This window comes from Streptomyces sp. URMC 127, from assembly GCF_051386535.1.
Taxonomy (GTDB): Bacteria; Actinomycetota; Actinomycetes; order Streptomycetales; family Streptomycetaceae; genus Streptomyces.
In genome coordinates, this window is the sequence record NZ_JBPQTW010000001.1 from 1 (window position 1) to 21,095 (window position 21,095).

20 protein-coding genes and 1 pseudogene are annotated in these 21,095 nt (G+C 72.2%); 11 read left to right on the forward strand and 10 right to left on the reverse strand.

All coding sequences use genetic code 11. The annotated features are described in order from the left end of the window. Nucleotides 1-96 precede the first annotated feature (96 nt). A complete protein-coding gene (locus ACSNOH_RS00005; RefSeq protein ID WP_436719016.1) occupies nt 97-1,194 on the reverse strand; it encodes a helix-turn-helix domain-containing protein in 1,098 nt (365 codons plus the stop codon). Between the two features lie 153 nt (nt 1,195-1,347). Between ACSNOH_RS00005 and ACSNOH_RS00010 the strand changes: the two genes are divergently transcribed. Beyond that, on the forward strand, nt 1,348-2,586 hold the full coding sequence (locus ACSNOH_RS00010; protein ID WP_436719017.1) for a cytochrome P450: 1,239 nt from the start codon (nt 1,348-1,350) through the stop codon (nt 2,584-2,586). Between the two features lie 396 nt (nt 2,587-2,982). On the opposite strand, the pseudogene ACSNOH_RS00015 reads toward ACSNOH_RS00010, so the two are convergent. Then, nucleotides 2,983-3,402 (reverse strand): annotated as a pseudogene (locus ACSNOH_RS00015) (cyclic nucleotide-binding domain-containing protein); the annotation flags it as partial. 347 nt (nt 3,403-3,749) lie between these two features. On the opposite strand from ACSNOH_RS00015, the gene ACSNOH_RS00020 reads away from it, so the two are divergent. Together ACSNOH_RS00020 and ACSNOH_RS00025 are read left to right on the forward strand one after the other, a co-directional pair. Then, nucleotides 3,750-4,307 carry a hypothetical protein gene (locus ACSNOH_RS00020; RefSeq protein WP_436719018.1) on the forward strand — a complete coding sequence of 186 codons (558 nt, stop codon included), beginning with the start codon at nt 3,750-3,752 and terminating at the stop codon, nt 4,305-4,307. Between the two features lie 53 nt (nt 4,308-4,360). Next, nucleotides 4,361-4,891 (forward strand): hypothetical protein, encoded by a 531-nt coding sequence (locus ACSNOH_RS00025; protein WP_436719019.1) that lies wholly within the window; start codon nt 4,361-4,363, stop codon nt 4,889-4,891. A 17-nt stretch (nt 4,892-4,908) separates the two neighbouring features. Here ACSNOH_RS00025 and ACSNOH_RS00030 read toward each other — a convergent pair whose 3' ends face one another. Then, complete coding sequence (locus ACSNOH_RS00030; protein WP_436719020.1) at nt 4,909-5,256, reverse strand: darcynin family protein; 348 nt, start codon at nt 5,254-5,256, stop codon at nt 4,909-4,911. 115 nt (nt 5,257-5,371) lie between these two features. On the opposite strand from ACSNOH_RS00030, the gene ACSNOH_RS00035 reads away from it, so the two are divergent. Next, the gene (locus ACSNOH_RS00035) at nt 5,372-6,091 is read left to right on the forward strand and encodes a TetR/AcrR family transcriptional regulator (RefSeq protein WP_436719021.1); all 720 of its coding nucleotides are present in this window, start codon (nt 5,372-5,374) and stop codon (nt 6,089-6,091) included. Between the two features lie 32 nt (nt 6,092-6,123). On the opposite strand, the gene ACSNOH_RS00040 is transcribed toward ACSNOH_RS00035, so the two are convergent. Next, nucleotides 6,124-6,816: a class I SAM-dependent methyltransferase gene (locus tag ACSNOH_RS00040; protein WP_436719022.1), complete on the reverse strand. Its 693-nt coding sequence runs from the start codon at nt 6,814-6,816 to the stop codon at nt 6,124-6,126. Nucleotides 6,817-6,954: 138 nt separating this feature from the next. Between ACSNOH_RS00040 and ACSNOH_RS00045 the strand changes: the two genes are divergently transcribed. The 3 genes from ACSNOH_RS00045 to ACSNOH_RS00055 all read left to right on the forward strand — a co-directional run bounded on the left by ACSNOH_RS00045 (nt 6,955) and on the right by ACSNOH_RS00055 (nt 10,051). Beyond that, nucleotides 6,955-7,272 carry a trypco2 family protein gene (locus ACSNOH_RS00045; RefSeq protein WP_436719023.1) on the forward strand — a complete coding sequence of 106 codons (318 nt, stop codon included), beginning with the start codon at nt 6,955-6,957 and terminating at the stop codon, nt 7,270-7,272. Beyond that, nucleotides 7,269-9,515, forward strand: a complete 2,247-nt coding sequence (locus ACSNOH_RS00050; protein WP_436719024.1) for a S1 family peptidase — start codon at nt 7,269-7,271, stop codon at nt 9,513-9,515. The genes ACSNOH_RS00045 and ACSNOH_RS00050 overlap by 4 nt, the downstream gene beginning before the upstream one ends. A gap of 62 nt (nt 9,516-9,577) precedes the next feature. Continuing rightward, on the forward strand, nt 9,578-10,051 hold the full coding sequence (locus ACSNOH_RS00055) for an OsmC family protein (protein WP_436719025.1): 474 nt from the start codon (nt 9,578-9,580) through the stop codon (nt 10,049-10,051). Nucleotides 10,052-10,112: 61 nt separating this feature from the next. Here ACSNOH_RS00055 and ACSNOH_RS00060 read toward each other — a convergent pair whose 3' ends face one another. Beyond that, on the reverse strand, nt 10,113-10,607 hold the full coding sequence (locus ACSNOH_RS00060) for a cupin domain-containing protein (protein WP_436719026.1): 495 nt from the start codon (nt 10,605-10,607) through the stop codon (nt 10,113-10,115). An 80-nt stretch (nt 10,608-10,687) separates the two neighbouring features. On the opposite strand from ACSNOH_RS00060, the gene ACSNOH_RS00065 reads away from it, so the two are divergent. Together ACSNOH_RS00065 and ACSNOH_RS00070 are read left to right on the forward strand one after the other, a co-directional pair. Beyond that, nucleotides 10,688-11,539 (forward strand): LysR family transcriptional regulator, encoded by an 852-nt coding sequence (locus ACSNOH_RS00065; protein ID WP_436719027.1) that lies wholly within the window; start codon nt 10,688-10,690, stop codon nt 11,537-11,539. Between the two features lie 76 nt (nt 11,540-11,615). Next, nucleotides 11,616-12,671, forward strand: a complete 1,056-nt coding sequence (locus ACSNOH_RS00070; RefSeq protein WP_436719028.1) for a D-alanine--D-alanine ligase family protein — start codon at nt 11,616-11,618, stop codon at nt 12,669-12,671. A gap of 127 nt (nt 12,672-12,798) precedes the next feature. On the opposite strand, the gene ACSNOH_RS00075 is transcribed toward ACSNOH_RS00070, so the two are convergent. Beyond that, the gene (locus tag ACSNOH_RS00075) at nt 12,799-13,455 is read right to left on the reverse strand and encodes a winged helix-turn-helix transcriptional regulator (protein ID WP_436719029.1); all 657 of its coding nucleotides are present in this window, start codon (nt 13,453-13,455) and stop codon (nt 12,799-12,801) included. A 148-nt stretch (nt 13,456-13,603) separates the two neighbouring features. On the opposite strand from ACSNOH_RS00075, the gene ACSNOH_RS00080 reads away from it, so the two are divergent. Next, nucleotides 13,604-14,815 (forward strand): pyridoxal phosphate-dependent aminotransferase, encoded by a 1,212-nt coding sequence (locus tag ACSNOH_RS00080; RefSeq protein WP_436719030.1) that lies wholly within the window; start codon nt 13,604-13,606, stop codon nt 14,813-14,815. A gap of 181 nt (nt 14,816-14,996) precedes the next feature. Here ACSNOH_RS00080 and ACSNOH_RS00085 read toward each other — a convergent pair whose 3' ends face one another. The 4 genes from ACSNOH_RS00085 to ACSNOH_RS00100 all read right to left on the reverse strand — a co-directional run bounded on the left by ACSNOH_RS00085 (nt 14,997) and on the right by ACSNOH_RS00100 (nt 18,621). Next, on the reverse strand, nt 14,997-15,950 hold the full coding sequence (locus ACSNOH_RS00085; RefSeq protein WP_436719031.1) for a glycerophosphodiester phosphodiesterase family protein: 954 nt from the start codon (nt 15,948-15,950) through the stop codon (nt 14,997-14,999). 266 nt (nt 15,951-16,216) lie between these two features. Next, entirely contained in the window at nt 16,217-16,816 is a 600-nt protein-coding gene (locus ACSNOH_RS00090; protein ID WP_436719032.1) for a histidine phosphatase family protein, read from the reverse strand. A 71-nt stretch (nt 16,817-16,887) separates the two neighbouring features. Beyond that, the gene (locus ACSNOH_RS00095) at nt 16,888-18,069 is read right to left on the reverse strand and encodes a hypothetical protein (RefSeq protein ID WP_436719033.1); all 1,182 of its coding nucleotides are present in this window, start codon (nt 18,067-18,069) and stop codon (nt 16,888-16,890) included. Between the two features lie 12 nt (nt 18,070-18,081). Next, nucleotides 18,082-18,621, reverse strand: coding sequence for a hypothetical protein (locus ACSNOH_RS00100; RefSeq protein WP_436719034.1), 540 nt, complete (start codon nt 18,619-18,621; stop codon nt 18,082-18,084). Between the two features lie 340 nt (nt 18,622-18,961). Between ACSNOH_RS00100 and ACSNOH_RS00105 the strand changes: the two genes are divergently transcribed. Continuing rightward, nucleotides 18,962-20,755, forward strand: a complete 1,794-nt coding sequence (locus tag ACSNOH_RS00105) for a glycoside hydrolase family 15 protein (protein ID WP_436719035.1) — start codon at nt 18,962-18,964, stop codon at nt 20,753-20,755. Nucleotides 20,756-21,095 lie beyond the last annotated feature (340 nt).

Sequence of the window (21,095 nt, forward strand, 5' to 3'; positions counted from 1 at the left end):
GTGCGGGACAGGGGCGCGGACACGGGCACGGACACGGACGTACTCCTCGTAGGGCGGGCTGACCTGGGGATTTCCCGGTCGGCGACGGATCCATCATCAGCGCGCAGGCCCGGCCGGACGAGTGGCGTGAACGCCGGTATTCATCAAGATCCCGCCAGCTCCCGCCAGCTCCCGCCGGCCTCCGGCGGCGTCCGGACCGCCGGCCGTTCCCGGCTCTCGGACCAGGGGCGGCCGGGTGAACGCCTTGCGGTAGGCCGTCGGGGTCGTCCGCATCTGCCGGGTGAAGTGATGCCGGTAGGTGCCCGTGCTGTCGAAGCCCACCGCCGCGGCGACCTCGTCGATGCTGCCCTCGCCCGACTCCAGCAGCGGCAGGCTCGCTGCTATGCGCTGCGCGATCACCCACCGCATCGGGCTCACCCCGTTGCGCCGCGCGAAGTGCCGCAGGTACGACCGCTCGGACATGCACGCGGCACCGGCGAGCAACGGCACCGACAGCGGCGTGTGCAGCCGTTCGAGCGCCCACTGCATGCTGCGGGCCACCCCGTCGTCGTCCTCCCCGGCGGGACGGACCGCGGCCTCGATGAACTGTGCCTGACCGCCCTCGCGGTGCGGTGACACCACGAACCGGCGGGCCACCGTGTTCGCCACCGCCGCCCCGTGGTCCGTGCGCACCAGGTACAGGCACAGGTCGATGCCGGCCGCACTGCCCGCGCTGGTCAGCACGTCGCCGTTGTCGACGTACAGCACATCCGGATCCACGTCGATCTGCGGGTGCCGCTCGGCGAGCGCGCGGGCGTAGCGCCAGTGAGTGGTGGCCCGGCGGCCGTCCAGCAGTCCCGTAGCGGCCAGGGCGAAGGCGCCCGAACAGATCGATACGAGCCGGGCGCCGCGCGCGTGCGCCCGCAGCAGCGCCTCGACCAGCGCGGCCGGAACGTCGCCGCCCGCGTCCGCCACTCCCGGCACGATCACCGTGTCCGCCGCGGCCAGGTCGTCCAGGCCGTGCCCGGCACGGATCGAGAAGCCGCCGACGGCCCGCAGATCACGCCCCGGCTCCTCGGCACAGACCTTCAGCTCGTACCAGGGCAGGTCCCCCAGCTCGGGGCGGGCCAGCCCGAAGACCTCCACCACCACACCCAGCTCGAACGGGGCCATCCCGTCGAACGCCCACACCGCCACCGCATGCGTCTCAGCCATGCCGGAAAGAGTAGAGACCGCGGAAAGGCCGCCGGCTCCCGCCTGCCGGCCGGTGCGGGCCGTTGAGGCCCGGTGACCGCGGGCATGCTTCCCGTACCAGGAGCGCGGGGGCCTGCGCCCACCGGGCTGCGCAGATTGATCCGAGCCACGCGCGTGTCACCTTCCGGCTGGACGGGACATGAACGTCCGGAAAGCGAGGCCGTCCTGAACACCCGTGTCCACCCCTTCCCCGCATGCCCGTTCTCCGGCGAACCTCCGCCCCTTCCGGAAGGCCCGGTCTTCCGCGCCCGGCTGCCGCGCGGCGACCTCGTGTGGGTCGTCACCGGGTACGAAGAAGTGCGCGCCGCCCTCAACCACCCCCTGCTCGGACGCCACGTCACCACGGACGACCCTCACATGGGCGCCGAAGCCTCGATGGCCGGCGTCCTGCGCGACCGCACGCTCCTGCTGGACGGCCCCGCCCATACGCAACTCCGCCGGCTGGCGGCCAAACCCCTCGCGGCCGGCCGGGTGGCCGGGCTGCTCCCCCGCATCCGGCAGCTGGCCGACCGCCTGCTCGACGGCATCGAGGAGACCGGGCCCCCGGCGGACCTGGTGGCCCGGCTGGCCTTCCCCCTGCCCCTCGGAGTGCTGTGCGACCTCTTGGGCGTACCCGCGCGTGACGGTCCCGCGTTCCGGCAGTGGGCCGACCGCATGACCACGATCGAGGCGGCAACCGAGGAGGAGACCCTCGCCGCGCTCCACACGATGTTCACCTACCTGACCGGGCACCTGGAGGGGAAGCGCACACGGCCCGGGGAGGATCTCCTCAGCGCCTGGCTGGCGGCGCAGGAAGCCGACGACACGCTCAGCGACGCCGAGATCATCCAACTCGCCTTCAGCGTCCTCTTCGCCGGCTACGAGTCCACCGCCGCGGCCATCGGCGCGTGCATCTACGGACTGCTGCGCCACCCCGAACAGCTGGACATCCTGCGCGCGTCACCCGGACTGCTCCCCAACGCCGTGCGGGCGCTCATGCGCTCACAACTGGCCACTCCGTACTACCGCGTCCTGCTGGCCCGGACCGATTTCCGGCTCGGCGGGGTGACGGTCGAACGCGGTGACGGCGTGATGCCTCTGACCTGGGCCGCCCAGCGGGACCCCGGACGCTTCCCGGACCGCGGCTCCCTCGACATCCGGCACGGCGGAGAGGGCGCACCCGACTTCGTCTTCGGCTACGGCCCGCACGCCTGCCTGGGTGCGGCACTGGCCACCGCCATGGTCGAGATCGCCCTCGGCACGCTGATCGGCCGGCTCCCGGGCCTGCGGCCCGCGGTCCCGCCGCAGACGCTCGCCTGGCACACCGACCGTTTCCCGGGAGGAGGGCTGCGGCGGCTTCCCGTCTGCTGGTGACTCGGGCCCATGGGCAGGGCGCTCTGCGGCCGGTTCGGTGCCGGGAGGCCTGCCGCGCCCGGTCAGACGCGGTCGGCGACGATGAGGAGGTAGGGGAAGCTGCCTTCCCGGCAGGCGGTGAGGAAGGCTGGCACGGAGTTCCCCGTAGGGGAGGGTGAGCGCGGTCAGGTCGGTCACCTGCACGGGGACGAGACCGTGCGCTGCGGGGGTGAATGTTGCACGTGTAGTGGCTGTCGATGCGGCTGACGGCGCTGGAGCGGCCCCCGGTGGCTGGTCGTCTCGTCGGTCCACAAGGCGTGCAGGGAGCCGGTGGGGAAGCCGGTGTCGAGCATGTTGCGGAAGTGGAACCGCACGCGGCCGGCCACGCCCCGCTGTTCGGCCTGGTACCCGGATTGGTCACGCCGTCGCCCCGGCAGCCGAAGCGCTGGTGGGCCATGAAGCTGGTGCCGCTCGCCGGTGATCCGGTCGTCGCGGTCGCGCGGCGGCCCGGCGAGGACGACGCAGCGGCCCGGGCAGTGCAGCGACGGCACCACCACCTCGCCGCCCGCCTGCCGGACCCGGCAGCCGGGGCTGGGCGGGGCGCAGCCGGGCGGAGGAGGTGCCGAGCCCGGTCGGGCCCCCGGGGACGGGGGACATCACTGCCCCGGGACGTCGTCGTAGTGGCCGACCTCGGCGTTCGGCGTGCGGTGCGCGAGCGGCGATGTGCTCGAAGGCGGTGCGGTCGAGCGTCATGAGGGTGCACGGCGTCGTCGCCGTACGCGTGAACTCCCATGGCTCGTCGGACGCCAGGCACCGCTCCCCGAAGTAGTCGCCGTCGGTGAGCGTGCGTGGTAGACCACGCCGACGTAGTCGCCGGCCCCGGCCCCGCGCAGCCGGAAGGAACGGGCGCCGTCATGCCGGAATCCATACCCCCATCGCGGTCGAGCCTGAGTACGCACGCCGCGCGAAACCTTGCCCATACGGCCAAGTCCGTCCCGCAGATGCAGAGCATCTCCTCGCCTTCGGTGGTGAACTACGCGCGTTGCGTTACCGAACCGCTCGCCGGGCGCCGCTACCTTTCGTGACGGCCGCCCACGTACCGCATCTGCGCGGTTGATCCGCCCGAACCGGGAAATACGGCGCCTAGACTGGGTTCTACTTCACCTCACGGAGGAGGTCGTCCCATGTCCACAGGGACACTTCTCGCGATCGTCATCCCCATTGCGGTGGTGCTCGCACTGGTCGTGGTGGGGGCCATGTTGTTCACCCGGCGCCGCCGCCTTCGCGACCGCTTCGGCCCGGAGTACGAGCGGACCGTCGAGACGGCCGGCGGCCGGATGGCCGCGGAGCGGGAGCTCAGGTCCCGGGAGAAGCGCCACGACTCGCTGGACATCAAGCCGCTGCCCGACGCCACCCGCGGCCGGTACGCCCGGGAGTGGGCCGGTGTGCAGGAAGAGTTCGTGGACCGGCCGGAACAGGCCGTGCACGACGCGGATCGCCTGGTGACCTCGCTGCTGCACGAGCGCGGCTACCCCACCGAGGGGTTCGAGCAGCAGCTCAAGGACCTGTCGGTCGAGCACGGCCGCACGCTCGGGCACTACCGCGACGCCCATGAGATCGAAACGCTCAGCACCCGGAGCAAGGTCACCACCGAGCAGCTGAGAGGAGCCATGGTCCACTACCGGGCCCTCTTCGACGAGCTGCTCTCCGACGGCGGACGGGCCCGGCACGCCCGCGCCTGAACGCCCGCTCACATCCGGCCGGAACACCCGGGCCGGCCGGGGCGGAGGACACCATGCGAAGCAACAACGACCTGCCGGACCGCGAGGAGAGCGGTCTGTCGACCGACGACCTCGCCCAGGCGTCCGCGGACACGGGGGCAACCGGAGCGGGGGAAGAACCGGAGGTCCCGACCTACCCCGGAGAGGCCACCGGAACCGCATACGGGGAAGGCGAGGCCACCGAAACGGCATACGGAGAAGCCGAAGAACCCACCGAAGCGCAAGCCGGGGAGCCGGCCGAAGAGGGAGCGCCGGAAGAGGAACCCGAAGAGGAGGCCCCCGCCCTGCTCTCCGAGGAGGACGAGCAAGGGTTCCGCGAACGCTGGCAGGAGATCCAGAGCAGGTTCGTCGACGACCCCCGCGACGCCGTGCACGCCGCCGACTCCCTCGTCGCCGACGTGATCCAGAACCTGGCAGCCACGTTCGCGCAGCACAAGCAGGACCTGGAAGGACAGTGGAGCCAGGGAGAACAGGTTGACACCGAGAACCTGCGCAAGGCCCTGCGCCGGTACCGGTCCTTCTTCAACCGGTTGCTCAGCACCTGATCAGTTGACGCCCGCGTTCACCGCGCGCCCGCCCCGGCCGCCGAGGCCTGCTCGTACGCGTGGAAGCCGTCCTCGACGCCCAGGAAGACGTCGGTGAAGGACAGGTAGCCCTCGGCGATGACCGGGGTGTCGCGCAGGGCCTCGATGAGGAAGTAGTACGCGCCCAGGTCGCCGGTCTCCAGCACGGCGAAGTCGGAGAAGCGCCCGCTGAACGCCTCGGCGTCGAAGAACCGGGCCTTCACGCGGTCCGCGTAGGCGGCGAAGACCGGCTCGAGGTGCTGGGCGCGCATCGTGTTGCGCTGTTCGCGCGAGAGCGCCAGCCAGCGCGGTGTGACCGTGTACGTCAGGACGATGCCGTACGTCATGAGATGCCCCCGTAGAGATGCCTGCGGATTTGCTAACACCGTTAACTTTCGGCGCAAGCTAAAGTGACGGGTGTTAACTTTGTCAAGGGAGCAAGAGAAGGGCAGGTGCGCGGGCGTGCCGAGCACACCGGGAACCGGGTCCACCGGCCGTCGCCACCGCGTCCGCGAGGAGGCGCTGGCCGAGATCCTGCGCACCGGGCGCCGGCTCCTGGTCGAGGAAGGGCCGTCCGCGGTCACCCTGCGGGCCATCGCCCGGGAGATGGGACTGTCCGCGCCCGCCCTCTACCGCTACTACGCCGGGCACCGCGACCTGATCCAGGCGCTGACCTCGCACCTGTACGAGGAACTGGCCGCGGCGCTGACCGAGGCGCGCGAGCGCTGCCCCGGCGACGAACCGGGGCAGCGGATGCGGGAGGTGTGCCGGGAGCTGCGCCGCTGGGCGCTGGCACACCCCCGCGAGTTCGGGCTGCTGTTCGCCAAGCCCGTCACGGACGCCGACACCGCACCCGGCTCGGCCGCCCACGACCCCAGCTGGCGCTTCGGCGCCGTCCTCCTCGACCTGATGGTCGGGCTGTGGCGGCGCGGCGGCATCCGGCCGCCGGCCGGCCTGGACCCGTCGTGGCTCGCCCAGCTGGAGGAGGTGCGCGAACACCTGGCGGGCGAGCCCGTACCGCTGGAGATCATCTACGTCTTCGTCGCCTGCTGGGCCCGCCTGTACGGGGCGGTGGCCGTCGAGGTCTTCGGCCACCTCGACTTCGCCCTCACCGACCCCGGGCCGCTCTTCGAGCGCACGCTCGACGACATCATGTCGGCGCTGGGAGCTGACAGGGGATGAGCGGCGGAGGATAAGGGGTGGCGGGGAGCTGGTCAGCCGGCCGCCGGCCGCTCGGCCGGTCGCTCCTCGCGCGTCTCGCTCCTGCGCATGATCAGGTGGCCCCGGCGGAACCGCTCGCCCTCAAGCGGCTCGCGCAGCATCCGGCCGACCTCGGTGAACCCGGCTTCCCCGGCCAGCGTCGCCAGGCCGTCGACCGGCCAGCGGTAGGCCGTTGTCACCTTGTGGTCGAACGCCGTGACCGGCTCACCCTCCGACTCGAAGAAGCCGAGCAGGAGGTGGCCGCCGGGCGCGAGTACCCGCCGGAACTCGGCGAAGTACGGCGGCAAGGCCTGCGGCGGCGTGTGGATGACCGAGTACCAGGAGACGATGCCGCTCAGCTCGCCGTCGGCCACGTCCAACGCGTCCATGGAACCGACCTCGAAGCGCAAGTCCGGGTAGGCGGCGCGCGCGAGGCCGATCATCACCGGCGACAGGTCGACCCCGAAGACGTCCAGCCCGAGGTCCCGCAGATGCGCGGTCAGCTGCCCGGGACCGCAGCCCAGTTCCGCGACGGCCCCGGCCCCGGCGTCGGTCGCGGCAGTCCGTATCAACTCGGCGAAGGCCGCGATCACCGCGCGGTCCAGGGGGAGGGGATCCAGCGCATCGCGGGCGACCTCGGCGTAGAGGGCCGCCATGGCGTCGTAGGCGTCTGCGGTCGAGCGGAGGTACGAGGATGGTTCAGTCACAGGCGATGACCCTACCGAGGCCACCGTCCGCGCTGTGCATGCCATTGCCCTTGCCTTACTCTGAGTCAGCACATTGGCGAGCCGAACGACAGAGCGGCAGAACGACAGCACGAGGGGGACGCGTTGGGGACCGGGGACATGGAGCTGGCCCAGGCGGTGCAGGCGGTACGTGACGAGCTGATGAGCGCCGCCGCCCAGGGCGCCGGAAGCGACATCACGTTCAAGGTGGGGCCCATCGCGCTGGAGTTCACCGTCGAGCTGCGGAAGGACGCCCGCGCGCGGGGCGGCATCCGCGCCTTCGTCGTCTCCGGGGAGACCGACGCCGGCATGAGCCGTACGCGCACGCACCGCGTGTCGCTCACCCTCGAACCCGTCCAGGCCAACGGCGAGCCGGTGCTCATCTCCTCCGACGACGAAGGTGACGTGTCCGGTCTCGCCGGTGCCGGCACTCTGTGAGCCGCGCCTTACCCGCCGGCCGGCCGGTGGGCCCCGAGCACAACCGCGTGGCCTCCGTGGAGATCACCGGCAGCCGGGGCAGCGGTTATCTGCTGACTCCGCGGCTGGTCCTCACCGCGGCCCACGTCCTCAAGGGCGCGCCCGAAGCACGGGTGGCCGTGGTGGGCGGAACAGGCCGCCACAGCGCCCGGGTGGTGTGGCGGGGCGAAGGGGCGTGCGATGCCGCCCTGCTCGTCTCCGGCCGGGACCTCGTCCGCCCGGAGACGGCCGCGCGCCTGTCCCCCGTGCGCTGGGCGAGGCTGACGGACAGCTCGCCCCTCCGCGGCTGCCAGGCCATGGGCTTCCCCCGCGCCCAGCACGACAGGACGCGCGGCGTGGACACCGAGCACATCGAGTGCGCGCTGCGCCCCGGGTCGGGCCTCGTGCGCAACAGGTACGTCCTGGACGTCAAGGACGTCTCGCCCGAGCCGGCGAGCGGCAGTTCGCCGTGGGGAGGCATGTCGGGCGCCGCGCTCTTCGCCGACGGCTTGCTGCTGGGAGTGGTGGCCGAGGCCCCGCCCAACTGGCGGCACCAGCGACTGGAAGCGGTCAAGGGCAGGACCCTGCTCGAAGACGCGTCCTTCGTCGACGCCTTCACCCGCCATGCCGGGAGCACGCCGTCCGTCACCGAGCTCTCGTCGGCCACGCGGACGAGGAAGCCGCTCGCCCTGGCCGGTTCGCTGCACGTGGCGCCGCGGGACCTGGCGGCGACGATCCGCGCGCACTGGGCCACGGCCCGGCAGCAGTTCTTCGACCGCACGGGCACACCGTCCGACCCCACCGACGGATGGCGTGACCTGCTGGCGTGGCTGCAGCAGTTCGACGACCCGTTCACCGACGACGTCGAAGGCCGGCGCACCCTGATCGACCGCCGGCTGACGAACCCTGACCTGACCCCCGACCTGAAAGTCCTGCACCTGCTGGGCTGGCTCGATCCGGAGGGGGAGGCGGTCTGGAAGGGCACCCCGGTGACCGTGGAGTCGGTGGCCACGGCGTGCTTGCAGGGCCGGGTCGGCACCGGCGGTCCGGCGACGGTGCTCTACGGGGACCTCTGCGCCGGAGGGCTGCTCGATGCCCTGGCCGCCTTCACCGGCCTGCGCGGCCTGCGCGGGACGCAGCAGGCGTGGGACGACATCCGGGAGACCTGGCTGCAGGTGGCAGGGGCGGTCCGCCTCCCCGGGCACGCCCGGGAGTGGGCCGAAGGCGACGCGCGCGGCATGCTGCTGGCGGCACTCCTGCCCGGTGCCCCTGCCGGAGACCGGATCCGGGGCGTCTCCGGGCACCTGACACCGCCCGCCCCCGGGCAGATCGGCTGGTACGACCGGCTGTGCGAACAGGCCGGCGATCCCGGCTCCCCGATCGGACGGCTCGTGCGCACCGACTTCGCCGCGTACGCCGCCGCCGAGGCGGAGCGGCTGGAGCACCGGGCGGCACGCGACAGCAGGCAACGAGCGGAGGAAGCAGCCCGCGCGGAGGAAGCCCGCGCGCTCGCGGCCGCCCACGCCGGACACGAGCGCCAGTGGGCCGCCTACGAGGCCGCTCGGTGCGCACCGGCCGCCCGGCTGGGTGCAGCGCTCCGCGCCGTGCTGTGGCTGGGGATATGGGGCGCGGCATCGGTTCTCGTGGCCTGGCTCGTGTGGGGCTGGACGTGGCCGTCCATGGCGGCAACGCTCTCCTGGCACCTGCCCCTGCTGACGGTGGCAGCCTGCGCCGCGCGGCTGCCGAAGGCCGTGCGGCTGGGTGCGGCCTATCAACCTCCCCTCCGGCACCCGGGCAAGTGGTTTCCGCCCGGCCTCGCGAGTCTGCGGGCAGGCCTGGTCAAGGCGGGTTTCGTGTTCGGCGCGGTCGTGCTCGCCGGCGTCGTGCTGCACGACACCGGCCGGACCCTGACGACGATCCTCTTCGTCTGCCTGGGCGGGGCGGTGTACGTGTACGCCGGCCACGACGAGGGCGAGGCGCCGACGACGCTCCGGGACTGGGACGACGCACACCGGGCACGGCTGCGGGCCCACGTGACGCGGCAACAGGAAGCCGCAGCCCACCGGGATGCCCTCCCGGCGGGCACCCGCCTCTCCTTGCTACCGGCACGGGAGCGGGCGGACGCCTACCAGTCGCTCCTGAAGGACGTCGCCGGCGGCAACACCGGCATCGCCGAATACAGGCGACGGCTGTACTCCACCGACCGTGACCACACCGCGGACTAGCCGGCCGCCGGGGCCTGCGGCCGGGGCGGTTCGATGTCGGTGGCCCTGCCTATCCTGGCCGTATGACGGAGACGCACACCTATGACGTAGCTGTTGAATGGACCGGTAACCTCGGTTCGGGCACGGACAGTTACCGTGCCTTCAGCCGCGACCACGAAGTCCTGGCGCCGGGGAAGACGCCCATCGCCGCCTCCTCCGATCCGGCTTTCCGCGGCGATCCGGCGCGCTGGAACCCCGAGGAACTCCTGGTGGCCTCGGTCGCGCAGTGCCACATGCTCTGGTATCTGCACCTGTGTGCCGTCGGCGGGGTGACCGTCGTCGACTACGAGGACCGCGCTCGCGGAACCATGACCATGGACGCGAGCGGCGGGGGAGGCCGGATCACCGAGGTCGTGCTCCGTCCCGAGGTGACCGTCGCCGAGGCCTCGATGGCGGACAAGGCCCGTGCCCTGCACGACGAGGTGCCGGAGGTGTGCTTCATCGCCCGGTCGGTGAACTTCCCCGTCCGGCACGAGCCGCTCGTCCGCGTCCAGTGAGGCAGGCCGCGCACGCGCCTGACTGCACTGCACGTACCGTGCGTCCGGGCCCGGCCGGGGATCAGGCGAAGTCGCGGGCGGGCTCGGTGGCGTAGCGGCTCATCGCCCGGGCGTGCGCCTGCGGGGTTGGTGCCTGTCCGCCGGCCGTCATGTCCTGCAGGTCCCGGAAGTACTGCACGTACAGGTCCGGTGTGAGGATGCTGAGCATGACGGCCGGCTGGCCGGTCACGTTGGCGAACGTGTGCGGCGCTCCGGGCGGGACCATCACGAACGTGCCCGCGGGCGCGTCGTAGTCCTGCCGCCCGACGGTGAACCGCACGGTGCCGGAGAGGATGTAGAAGCCCTCGTCGTGCCGGGCGTGGCGGTGCTGCGGCGGTCCGGGAGTGTGCGGCGCGAGGACGGACTCGGTGAGCGCGAGGCGGTGGCCGGTGTTGCTGCCGTCTTCGAGGACGCGCATGCGCGTGCTGCCCAGGACGATCGTCTCGCCGTCGCCCGGGCCCACCATCGATACGGCGGGGCCGGTGCCCGGCTTACTGGTCTTCGGTTCGTCAGCCATGCTGCGATTCCACCGGCAGGGGGCTGCGACTGTCCAAGACCTGTTCTGCCGGGCCGATACCGCACGGGTATCGTTGCAGGATGGAGCTACGTACGCTGCGCTATTTCGTGGCGGTCGCCGAAGAGCTCCATTTCGGGCGGGCCGCCGCCCGGCTGCACATGAGCCAGCCGCCGCTGAGCCGGGCGATCAAGCAGCTGGAGGCCGGGCTCGGTGCCTCGCTGTTCGACCGATCTTCGGCAGGTGTCACGCTCACTCCGGCCGGGGCGGTGCTGCTCGACGAGGCGCGCGCCCTGCTCGACCGGGCGGACCGGGCCCGCGTACGGGTGGCCGCGGCGGCCGGCGCCGCCGTCCTCACCGTCGGCATCCTGGGAGACAGCGCCGACCCGCGCGTCACACGGCTGGCCGGTGCCTACCGCCGGCGGCACCCGCGAGCCGAGATCCGGGTCCGCGAGGCTGATCTGACCGATCCCACGTGCGGGCTGCGTGCCGGACTGGTCGACGTCGCCCTGACCCGCGGGCCGTTCGACGAGACCGGTCTGTCCGTGCGAGAGCTGCGTGCTGATCCGGTGGGAGCGTTGCTGCGTGCCGACGACCAGCTGGCGCGTCGCGACAGCCTCAAGCTGGCGGACCTGGCCGGCCGCCGGTGGTTCCTCTTCCCGGAGGGCACCGACCCTCTGTGGCAGTCGTACTGGAACGGCGGGGAGCGGCGCGAGGGCCCGGTGGTGCGTGCCGTGCAGGAATGCCGGCAAGCCGTGCTCTGGAACGGCACGGTCGGCATGGCGCTCCTGGACCACGAGCCGGTGGAGGGGCTCGCTGTCGTGCCGTTGAGCGACATGCCACCGAGCCGCGTGGTGGTGGCGTGGAACCGGGGCGATCCGCATCCCCTGGTCCGCTCGTTCATCGAGGCCGCGACCGACGCCTACCTCGGCTGAACGCTTCCCCTGCATATGGCTTGGATTTTCCAAGTAGGAGCTTGGTGAAACCAAGTCACGTCACTATGCTGCCGGTATGCGGATGGTGGTCTTGTGCGGTGGAGAGAGCTCGGAGCGCGATGTCTCCCTGGCCTCCGGCTGGTCGGTGGCCGGAGCCTTGCTGGAGCGGGGCCACGAGGTGGTGCTGGTCGATCCGGCGGCTGCGGTGCCGGTGCTGGCGGGACCGCTGCGGCCCGGTGATGCGGTCGGCGGCGTCGCGGTGGCGAAGGAGCCGCCGTCCCTGTCGGACCGGTGGGAGTTGAGGCGGCGCACGCATGCCGCGTTGACCGGCGGCCCGGTGCTGGAACTGCTGCGCGGCGCGGAGCTGGTGTTCGTGGCGCTCCACGGCGGCTGGGGCGAGGACGGGCACGTGCAGGCGCTGCTGGAGATGGCCGGCGTGCGGTTCACGGGCGCGGGGAGCGCGGCCTGCGCGGCGGCGTGGCACAAGGGCCGGGCACAGATGGTGCTGGGCGCGGCGGGTGTGCCGGTGGCCCAGCGGGTGCTGTGGCGGCCCGGGGCCGGTGAGGTGCCGGCCGGCGTGGCGCGGCTGGTGGCGGCCGGGCCGGTGGTCGTCAAGCCGGTTGCGGACGGTTCGAGCGTGTCGGTCCACCGCGCCGACTCGCTCGCGGAGCTGACCCGGCTTGTCCGGCCGGCGCAGACCGTAGCCGGGGAGCAGGCCCGTGACGACGAGTTGATGGTGGAGCCGTTCCTCCCGGGCCGGGAGTTCACCGTGGCCGTGGTCGGCGACCAGGCGCTCCCCGTGGTCGAGATCGAGCTGACGACGCCGTTGTTCGACTACACGGCCAAGTACCAGCCGGGGGCGGTGCGTGAAGTGTGCCCGGCGCGCGTCCCGGAGGCCCTTGCGTCCCGTCTGCAGGAGCGGGCCCTCCTTGCCCACCGGGCTCTCGGGTTCGGCAGCGACGCGTACTCGCGTACGGACTTCCGCTGTGACGCCGCTGGTGAACCGGTCTGCCTCGAAGTCAACGCGCTCCCGGGGCTGACGGCGACGAGCCTGCTGCCGCTCGCGGCGACCGGAGCGGGCTGGGCCTACGCCGGCCTCGTCCAGCGCATCGTGGACCTCGCGACGCGCTGACCGCCCGCCGCGGGGTCGAAGCGGGCAGGCGCCGGCGGATAGGTGCCGACGGGGCAAGTGCCGGCGGGGCAAGTGTCGGGGGGGCAAGTGTCCGGGGGGCGGGCGCCCGCGCTCAGGCGCGGGCCGCTCAGGCGCGGGCCGGTGCACCGCCGCGCAGCGCGGCGGCAGCCGGTCCGTCGCCGAGCACCTCGATCCGGCCCGCTTTGACGCCCTGTTCCACACTGAGCGTCCCGTTGCCGATCTCCCGGCACGTACCGGCGTCGAGGACGAGGCGGGCGTCCGCCGCCTCCGCGGGCCCGTCGCCGTACGCCGGCCCCTCGCTGCCGAGGCGTACGTGGAAGACGCCCTCGTCCAGCGCCACGTCCACGACGGCCGGGACCTCGGTCGCCGGGAGGCGGCGCAGAAGGGGCAGGGCGAACCAGTGCGCCCGCACCGCGTCCGTGGGCCGGCGCTCGGCGAGGTCGGGCGCGCCCCACTCGGCGAGTGCCGTCAGCACGGGCAGCAAGCCGGTGCCGCGCGCCGTGAGTTCGTACACCGTGGCGGCGCCGGGCGGCGGGAGTTTGCGGCGCGTCGCGAGGCCCTGGGCCTCCATGTCCTTGAGCCGTGCGGCGAGCATGTCCGTGGAGACGCCGGGCAGGTCGGCGTGGAGGTCGGTGTACCGGCGCGGCCCGGCCAGGAGCTCCCGGACGATCAGCAGGGTCCAGCGGTCCCCGACCGTGTCCAGGGCGCGGGCCGAGGCGCAGTACTGGTCGTAGCTTCTGCGGCGGGGCTGACGTGGCGGCATGACGCCCAGTCTAGACAAGATGTTGGACTTTCCAAGCTCCAGCTTGGTAAAACCAAGTAACAGTCAGCACGGCAGAGGTGCGAACGAGGCCAGGGGGTCCCGGAACCGGAAACCGGGAGCGGGATCCGGCCACCAGGGAGGTCACGGCATGGAGTTCCGGCAGTCGAGCAAACTCAGCGAGGTCTGCTACGAGATCCGGGGCCCGGTGATCGAGCACGCCAACGCACTGGAGGAAGCGGGCCACAGCGTGCTGCGCCTCAACACCGGGAACCCGGCCCTCTTCGGTTTCGAAGCGCCCGAGGAGATCGTCCAGGACATGATCCGGATGCTGCCGCAGGCGCACGGCTACACCGACTCGCGCGGCGTGCTCTCCGCCCGCCGTGCCGTCGCCCAGCGCTACCAGGCGATCGGCCTGACCGACGTCACCGTGGACGACGTCTTCCTCGGCAACGGCGTCTCCGAGCTGGTCTCCATGGCCGTACAGGCCCTCCTCGAAGACGGCGACGAAGTCCTCATCCCCGCCCCCGACTTCCCGCTGTGGACCGCCGTCACCACCCTCGCCGGCGGCAAGGCCGTCCACTACGTCTGCGACGAGTCGGCTGACTGGTACCCGGACCTCGACGACATGGCCTCCAAGATCACGGACCGCACCAAGGCCGTGGTCATCATCAACCCCAACAACCCGACCGGCGCGGTCTACCCCAGGGAAGTCATCGAGGGCATCCTCGACCTCGCCCGCCGCCACCAGCTGATGGTCTTCGCGGACGAGATCTACGACCAGATCCTCTACGACGACGCCGTCCACCACTCCACCGCGGCCCTCGCCCCCGACCTGGTCGTGCTCACCTTCTGCGGGCTGTCCAAGACGTACCGGGTAGCGGGGTTCCGCTCCGGCTGGCTCGTGGTGACCGGCCCCAAGCAGCACGCGTCCAGCTACCTGGAGGGGCTCACCATGCTGGCCTCCATGCGGCTGTGCGCCAACGCCCCGGCCCAGTACGCCATCCAGGCCGCGCTCGGCGGCCGCCAGTCCATCAAGGAACTGACCGCCCCGGGCGGCCGCCTCCTCGAACAGCGCGACCGCGCCTGGGAGAAGCTCAACGAAATTCCCGGCGTCTCGTGCGTGAAGCCGAAGGGCGCGCTGTACGCGTTCCCGCGCATCGACCCGAAGGTGCATCCGATCCACGACGACGAGAAGTTCGTCCTCGACCTGCTGCTCCGGGAGAAGATCCAGGTCGTCCAGGGCACGGGCTTCAACTGGCCCCGCCCCGACCACTTCCGCATCCTGACCCTGCCGCACGCCGACGACCTGGACGCGGCGATCAGCCGCATCGGCCGCTTCCTGAGCGGCTATCGCCAGTGACGGCCGGAGAACGGTCCGGGCGCGATGGGTCCGGGCGCGATGGTTGATCGCCCGGACCGAAGGCCTGTCTTGTGGTGAAGGCGTGAGACCTGTCGTGTGGTGAAGGCGTTGGGCCATCGGCCGGGGTTCCGGCCGGCGGCCTCATGGGGCCCGTCAGGGCGACCGGGCCCCGGGCTGTCCGCTACTTGAACAGGCGGTCACCGCCGGTGGCCATGCGGTGGGTGCCGCTGTGGCGGTTGACCCAGTCGCGGATGAGGTTGACGGCGTTGGCGCACTGCCAGCTGTTGTCGTACTCGTGCTCCCCGGTGAAAGTGCCGTAGCCCGCGATGATGCCGTCCACGCGCGCGTCGCCCAGCAGTTTGTCGACGTACCAGGGGTCGTTGTAGGTGGTCGTCCAGGACAGCGTGGCCGCGAGCTGCCCGGCGGCGCGGTCGGCGGCGCCCTTCTTCAGTTCCGCGCACGTGCTGCGGCCGGCTTCGGTGCAGTTGCCGAAGCCGTTGGGGATGTTGGTGTCGCCGTAGTCCATCACCCGGCGGCCGGCCGGGAATCCGGATCCCGACCGGTTGAAGGCGTTCCGGACCTGATCGCGGGTTCCCGTCGTCGTGATGCCCTCCAGCTTGCCGAGTTTGCCTTCCAGGCTCTTCCAGCCCCGGCCGCCGACGTCCGGCGTGCTGCCGCCGTGGTACTCGTAGAAGCCGTAGAGCACCTGGATCCCGGCAGCCGTCAGCCTCTGCGCCTTGTCGCGCAGCCCGGCGACGCTGCACCCGCGGTTCTGTGCTTCGCCGCAGTAATTCGGGTCCTTGATGTCCAGCCAGACCAGCCCCAGCCGGCGCCCCGCTCCGGCATGGGAGACAATGCGGTCGATCATGCTGTCGAAGCTGGGGCCGCGCCGGTTGTCGCCGGCCGAGGAACAGTCGTGATAAGCGCGCCATTCGTTCGGATTCCACCAGGCGCAGACATCTATTTCGATGCCGTTGGCGCCATGGCTGAGCGCGGCGTCCACGCCCTCCAGGGTGTCGACCCGGTGCGCGATGGCGTAGATGGCGTGACGCTGATCGGCTGCCGCCGCCGGGGTGGTGCTGAGTGCGGTGGCACCGATGAGCCCGCACAGCGCCGCTGTCAGCGCCGGCACCATGCGCAGGCCGGTGCCACGTCGGAGTCGGAGATGAGTGGTCAAGGAAAGTGCTCCCTCATGTGAGAAAAGCGCTGGACGACCCGAGCTTGCGGGGCGGCCCGTCCCAGCCGCAAGGAAACCCCGGCACTTCGGGGCGCTGGAACGGGGAAACACGCCATGATCAGGAGATTCGTGAGCCGGCTGGAACACCGGATCGGAACGCCCGCGCCGCGTTCATCCGGAGAGTTCTCCTGCTGCGCGGACGGGAATACGCACCGAATCCCCTTTCACCAGATCAGGCCGGTGCTCAGACCGGCGTGGACGAGCTGGTGCTGCGGCTCGCCGCCGGCGCGGAGCGTGAAGCGGTCGGTCTGAAGGTTGCGAACGTGGCAGGCCAGGGCCTCCAGCGAATTCCGCCGCAGCAGGATGCCGTGGAACTGCTGGAGAAAGGTCCCATGAGAGCAGATCAGGACCGACTCCGCGTGCAGGCCCAGGATTGCCGTCAGGAAACGGCGGGCCCGCGCCCGGAGCTCCGCGAGGGTTTCTCCGCCCGGCGGATTGACCGAATGCCGCGCTCCGCCCGCTTCCAGGTAGACGATCCGGGCTGCGTGCGCGGACACTTGCTCCCGGTCCAGGCCCTCCAGGGCTCCGTAATGCCGCTCATGGCAGCGTTCGTCGAGGACGATGTCCCCTTCCCGCAGCCCGGTGACGAGCCTGGCGGTGTCGACGGCCCGCCGGGCGGGGGAGGAGAGCACCACGTCGGCCGGCAGGACGCCGTGAGTCCGGGCGAACCGCCGGGCCGCGGCCCGGCCTTCGGCGGACAGGGGCTCGTCGAGGCGTCCGGTGATGACGCCGGCGCGGTTGTGGGCCGTCAGCGAGTGCCGCACGGTGGTGATCGTACGAAGCCGCGCCTGCCCAGCTTGTCCCGCCTGCCCCGCCGTTCTCCTGCTTCTGCCGCTCATGCCGTGCCGCCACCGCCTCGCAGCAGCTCGTTCGATCGCATCACGGAGCTGAAGTCCTGGTACGGCCCGGCCTTGAGGTAGTCCAGCCCCAGCTCCGTGGCGACGTGGCTGATCAGCGGACTGTCGGTCTCCACGGACCGGGCGGAGGCGATCAGCGGCAGCCCCCGGCCCTTGGCCAGCGAAACGAACCGGTACACCGCACTCATGAGGCCGATCTGGTCGGGCTTGAGCAGAACGCCGTCGACGTAGCGCGATTTGGCCGCCAGTTGTACGGCGCAGGTGGAGGTGAAGTTGTCCCCGAGCAGACGGCAGTGGGACGGGCGGGCGCCGTGGAGCGCGCTCCAGCCCTCCACGTCCGTCTCGGCGAGGGGATCCTCCAGCATCACCACGTCGAACCGGCCCAGCAGTTCGAGCCAGTAGTCGACGAGCCCGTCCCGGTCGAAGCTGCGGCCGCTGACCGGGAGGACGTACGTGCCGGCGCCGTCGAACCAGTCGCCCGCACTCGCATCGATCGCGATGCCGAACGCGTCGGTGAGGCCGGTCCGTTCCAGCAGTGTGCTCACCAGCGACAGCGCCCGCTCGTTGGGATCGGATCCCAGGTCGTGCACCGGATTGCCGCCCACGGCCCGCAGGGGCAGCGCCGCAAGCGCAGCGCGGGCCTCGCCGAGGAGCCGGCGGTAGCCGTCGATCGCGTCCACCGTGCCGATGTCCCGGGGGAGCAGCAGGAACTCGGTGAAGTCCGCCGTCACCGGGAGGCTGTACGCGTGGAGGCCTCCGTTGAGCAGGTTGAACAGCAGCCGCGGACGAGTTCCCTCGCCGTCCGCGGCGGTGCCGAAGCGGGCTTCGAAGAAGGCGGCCGACAGGGCGTAGCAGGCCGGGTGCCCCCAGCGGGAGCGGTGACGGACCAGCTCCTCGTCGAAGGACGCCTGGTCGAAGGGCTTGCCGAGGAAGACGCGCCGGGCATCGGCCGCCACCTGCTCGCCGTCGCCGGCCGGGCGAGCCGCCTGCTTCTCGTACACGCTGGGCGTCTCGGCCCGGGGCGCGGCCGCCCGGCCCGTTCGCCCGTCCGAGAAGCGGATCGCGAATTCCGGTGTCCAGTCCAGGTGCGTGTTGAGGACGGCCCGGCAGCCGATGCCGGCGACGACGTTCTTCTCGTCCGGTGCGAGCGGCGGGAGCATGCGGCTGCCCGGCTACAGCCAGCTGATGCGGGCTCTGCCGAGCTGCTCCCAGTCCGCGGGCCGGGCACGCGTGCCCTTCGACGCGATGCCGGCGAGGCGGCGTACGGTGGCCATGATCTCCGGTGCCGCGTCCCGCAGGTCCGCGGCGTCGTGCGGCCCGACCTCGTGCGGCGCGACCCCGGCCTCGGCGAGCAGCTCCCCGGGGTTCGAGAGCTTTCGCCCCAGCCAGCCCAGCGGGTCCGCTGTCAGCTCCTCGGTGAAGACGTCGTCGACCGGGCCCCATCCGTTGAACCGCGGATGGTAGTGGGCGCGGTCGAGGCTGCCGGGCGGGCTGAACACGGACTCCAGCAGGTCCGCGCGCCAGAGCGGGCGGCCCACCGCGATGGGGAACGCCCTGTACAGGGAGCCTTCCGCGTCACCCGCTTCGAACATCCGCAGTTCCAGGCGGACGCCCCGCTCCGGCCCCTCCCGCCCCGCCGGCAGCGTGGGATCCACCAGATAGAGGTCGCTCACCACCACGCCCAGGCGTTCGAACCCATAGGCGTACAGCATGAGACCTCCGAGGACGGCGGACGGGGTGCCGCAACGGCGACGCGGCGGGGCGCGCCGTCGGATACGTACGCCCACCACCCTGACGCCGCGGCCCGGCAGGGGCTCGCCAGCCTGCTCCGAACAGGTCCGGCTGCTCCGAACAGGTCAGCCCCGGACCGGGCGCGCCGGTCCGGCTCGGCCGGCGCGCACGTCGTCAGGGCGGCGGCGCCCCGCTGCCCCTCGCCCGGTTTGCCCGGCGTGATCGGCGGTTAGTGATCTCACCGGCGTTCCGTGCAGCGCTGCGGGACCCGCTATGTCATCCCCGTCATGAGCAGTGGGGCCCGTCGGCCGAAGAGTGACGATGACCAGGACAGCACCCGGTACGGAGCACGGCGGAGGGGCCTTCGCGCCTCAGCCGTTGCGGCAGTACGCGCTGCTGGCCGACGGCGAGCGCGGGGTCGTCGTGGGCCCCCGCGGCGAATACGCGTGGATGTGTGCTCCCCGGTGGGATTCGGACGCGGTCTTCTCGACCCTGGTCGGCGGGTCTGGGGTGTACGTGGTCACCCCCGTGGGGCGTTGCGTATGGGGTGGGTACTACGAAGAAGGGACGCTCATCTGGCGCAGCCGCTGGGTCACCGACGACGGCATCGTCGAGTGCCGTGAGGCGCTCGCCTTCCCCGGCGACCCGCACCGCGCGGTGCTCCTGCGGCGGATCCTGGCGCCGCGCCGGAAAGCCGCCCGGTTGTCCGTGGCCCTGGAGCCCTGCGCGTCCTTCGGCCGTCACCCGCTGCGGGGCGTCTCCCGCGAGGCCGACGGGGTGTGGACCGGGCGCGCCGGGGACCTGTCCGTGCGCTGGTCCGGGTGCCCCGCCGACCCGCGGCCGGCGAGGCACCGGGGCCACCGGCTGGAGATGCAGCTGACGGTCGAGGCCGGTGCCTGCCACGACCTGGTCCTGGAGATCGGTGACCGGCCGCTGACCGGGGAGCCGCCGAGCCCGGAAGCGGTGTGGCGGGCCACCGAGGAGGCCTGGCACGCGGCGGTGCCGCCGCTCGGCGACACCGTGGCCCGGACCGACGCCCGCCGGGCCTACACGGTCCTGCGCGGCCTGACGGGCACGTCGGGCGGCATGGTGGCGTCGGCCACCACGAGCCTGCCCGAGCGCGCCGAGGAAGGCCGCAACTACGACTACCGCTACGTGTGGATCCGCGACCAGTGCTACGCGGGCCAGGCGGTGGCCGCCGCCGGGGACACGGCGCTGCTCGACGACGCGGTGCGGTTCGTCACGGCCCGCCTGCACGAGGACGGGCCCCGGACTGCCCCCGCCTACACCGTGGACGGGCGCACGATCCCCGGCGAGCGCGAGCTCGACCTGCCGGGCTACCCCGGAGGCTTCGACCGCGTCGGGAACAAGGTCAGCGGGCAGTTCCAGCTCGACGTGTTCGGCGAGGCGCTGCTCCTGCTGGGCACCGCCGCGCGCCACGACCGGCTGGACGCCGACGGCTGGCGGGCGGCCGTCATCGCCGCGGACACCATCGCCCGCCGCCGGGACGAGCCCGATGCCGGCGTGTGGGAGCTCCGCCCGCGGTGGTGGGCGCACAGCCGGCTGGTGTGCGCGGCCGGCCTGCGGTCCGTCGCCGCCGCCGGCGCGCCCGGCGGGCGTTCGGCCGAGTGGAGCGCGCTGGCCGACCATCTCGTGGCGGACACCGCTGCCCGGTGCCTGCACCCGTCCGGCCGCTGGCAGCGTTCCCCCGAGGACGCCGGTGTGGACGGCGCCCTGCTGCTGCCGCCCCTGCGCGGTGCCGTTCCCGCCGACGACCCGCGGACCCGGGCCACGCTGCGCGCCTACGTGGGCGACCTCACCGAGGACCACTTCGCCTACCGCTTCCGGCACGGCGACCAGCCGCTGGAAGCGGCCGAGGGAGCGTTCCTCCTGTGCGGATTCGTCACCGCGCTGGCCGAGCACCAGCAGGGTCACGAGGTGGCCGCGTTCCGCTGGTTCGAGCGCAACCGCGCGGCGTGCGGACCGGCCGGGCTGTACTCGGAGGAGTACGACGTCGCCCAGCGCCAGATGCGCGGCAACCTGCCCCAGGCCTTCGTGCACGCCCTGATGCTGGAGTGCGCGGCCCGCCTCGCCGGTCCGTGGAGCGGGGCGTAGCGCCTGCGGAGCCTTGCGCGCCGAGAGGCAACGGCGCCCCACGCGCGCGGGATCCTGCCCTCACGGCGCGAGCTCTGGGCGTTCGGCCCGGCCGGCATGCCCACGTGGGCCGGGCCGCCACAAGGCCGAGGAGGCGGGAAGAACCCCGCGGACTCACCTGACAACGACAGCACCAGTACTGGAGCGTTCAGCAGATGCTGGTGCTGTACTCCTTCGCATGGACCGGTCTTACGATCGGTATGTTCCCGTCCAGGAAACGGTTCCTGAAATACGGCGAGGAATGGCGCCGGGGAGTGAGGAGGGAAACCTACTCGTACCCCGCGCGCTGTCACGAGGCCGG

Excerpts from the sequence above, each read along its gene's own strand:
- ACSNOH_RS00075 (WP_436719029.1), bottom strand. The coding sequence starts at position 13,455 with ATGCCGCCACGTCAGCCCCGCCGCAGAAGCTACGACCAGTACTGCGCC.
- ACSNOH_RS00085 (WP_436719031.1), bottom strand. The coding sequence starts at position 15,950 with ATGGTGCCGGCGCTGACAGCGGCGCTGTGCGGGCTCATCGGTGCCACC.
- ACSNOH_RS00080 (WP_436719030.1), top strand. The coding sequence starts at position 13,604 with ATGGAGTTCCGGCAGTCGAGCAAACTCAGCGAGGTCTGCTACGAGATC.
- ACSNOH_RS00020 (WP_436719018.1), top strand. The coding sequence starts at position 3,750 with ATGTCCACAGGGACACTTCTCGCGATCGTCATCCCCATTGCGGTGGTG.
- ACSNOH_RS00065 (WP_436719027.1), top strand. The coding sequence starts at position 10,688 with ATGGAGCTACGTACGCTGCGCTATTTCGTGGCGGTCGCCGAAGAGCTC.
- ACSNOH_RS00005 (WP_436719016.1), bottom strand. The coding sequence starts at position 1,194 with ATGGCTGAGACGCATGCGGTGGCGGTGTGGGCGTTCGACGGGATGGCC.
- ACSNOH_RS00045 (WP_436719023.1), top strand. The coding sequence starts at position 6,955 with ATGGAGCTGGCCCAGGCGGTGCAGGCGGTACGTGACGAGCTGATGAGC.
- ACSNOH_RS00030 (WP_436719020.1), bottom strand. The coding sequence starts at position 5,256 with ATGACGTACGGCATCGTCCTGACGTACACGGTCACACCGCGCTGGCTG.
- ACSNOH_RS00070 (WP_436719028.1), top strand. The coding sequence starts at position 11,616 with ATGCGGATGGTGGTCTTGTGCGGTGGAGAGAGCTCGGAGCGCGATGTC.
- ACSNOH_RS00055 (WP_436719025.1), top strand. The coding sequence starts at position 9,578 with ATGACGGAGACGCACACCTATGACGTAGCTGTTGAATGGACCGGTAAC.
- ACSNOH_RS00105 (WP_436719035.1), top strand. The coding sequence starts at position 18,962 with ATGACCAGGACAGCACCCGGTACGGAGCACGGCGGAGGGGCCTTCGCG.
- ACSNOH_RS00095 (WP_436719033.1), bottom strand. The coding sequence starts at position 18,069 with ATGCTCCCGCCGCTCGCACCGGACGAGAAGAACGTCGTCGCCGGCATC.
- ACSNOH_RS00060 (WP_436719026.1), bottom strand. The coding sequence starts at position 10,607 with ATGGCTGACGAACCGAAGACCAGTAAGCCGGGCACCGGCCCCGCCGTA.
- ACSNOH_RS00100 (WP_436719034.1), bottom strand. The coding sequence starts at position 18,621 with ATGCTGTACGCCTATGGGTTCGAACGCCTGGGCGTGGTGGTGAGCGAC.
- ACSNOH_RS00025 (WP_436719019.1), top strand. The coding sequence starts at position 4,361 with ATGCGAAGCAACAACGACCTGCCGGACCGCGAGGAGAGCGGTCTGTCG.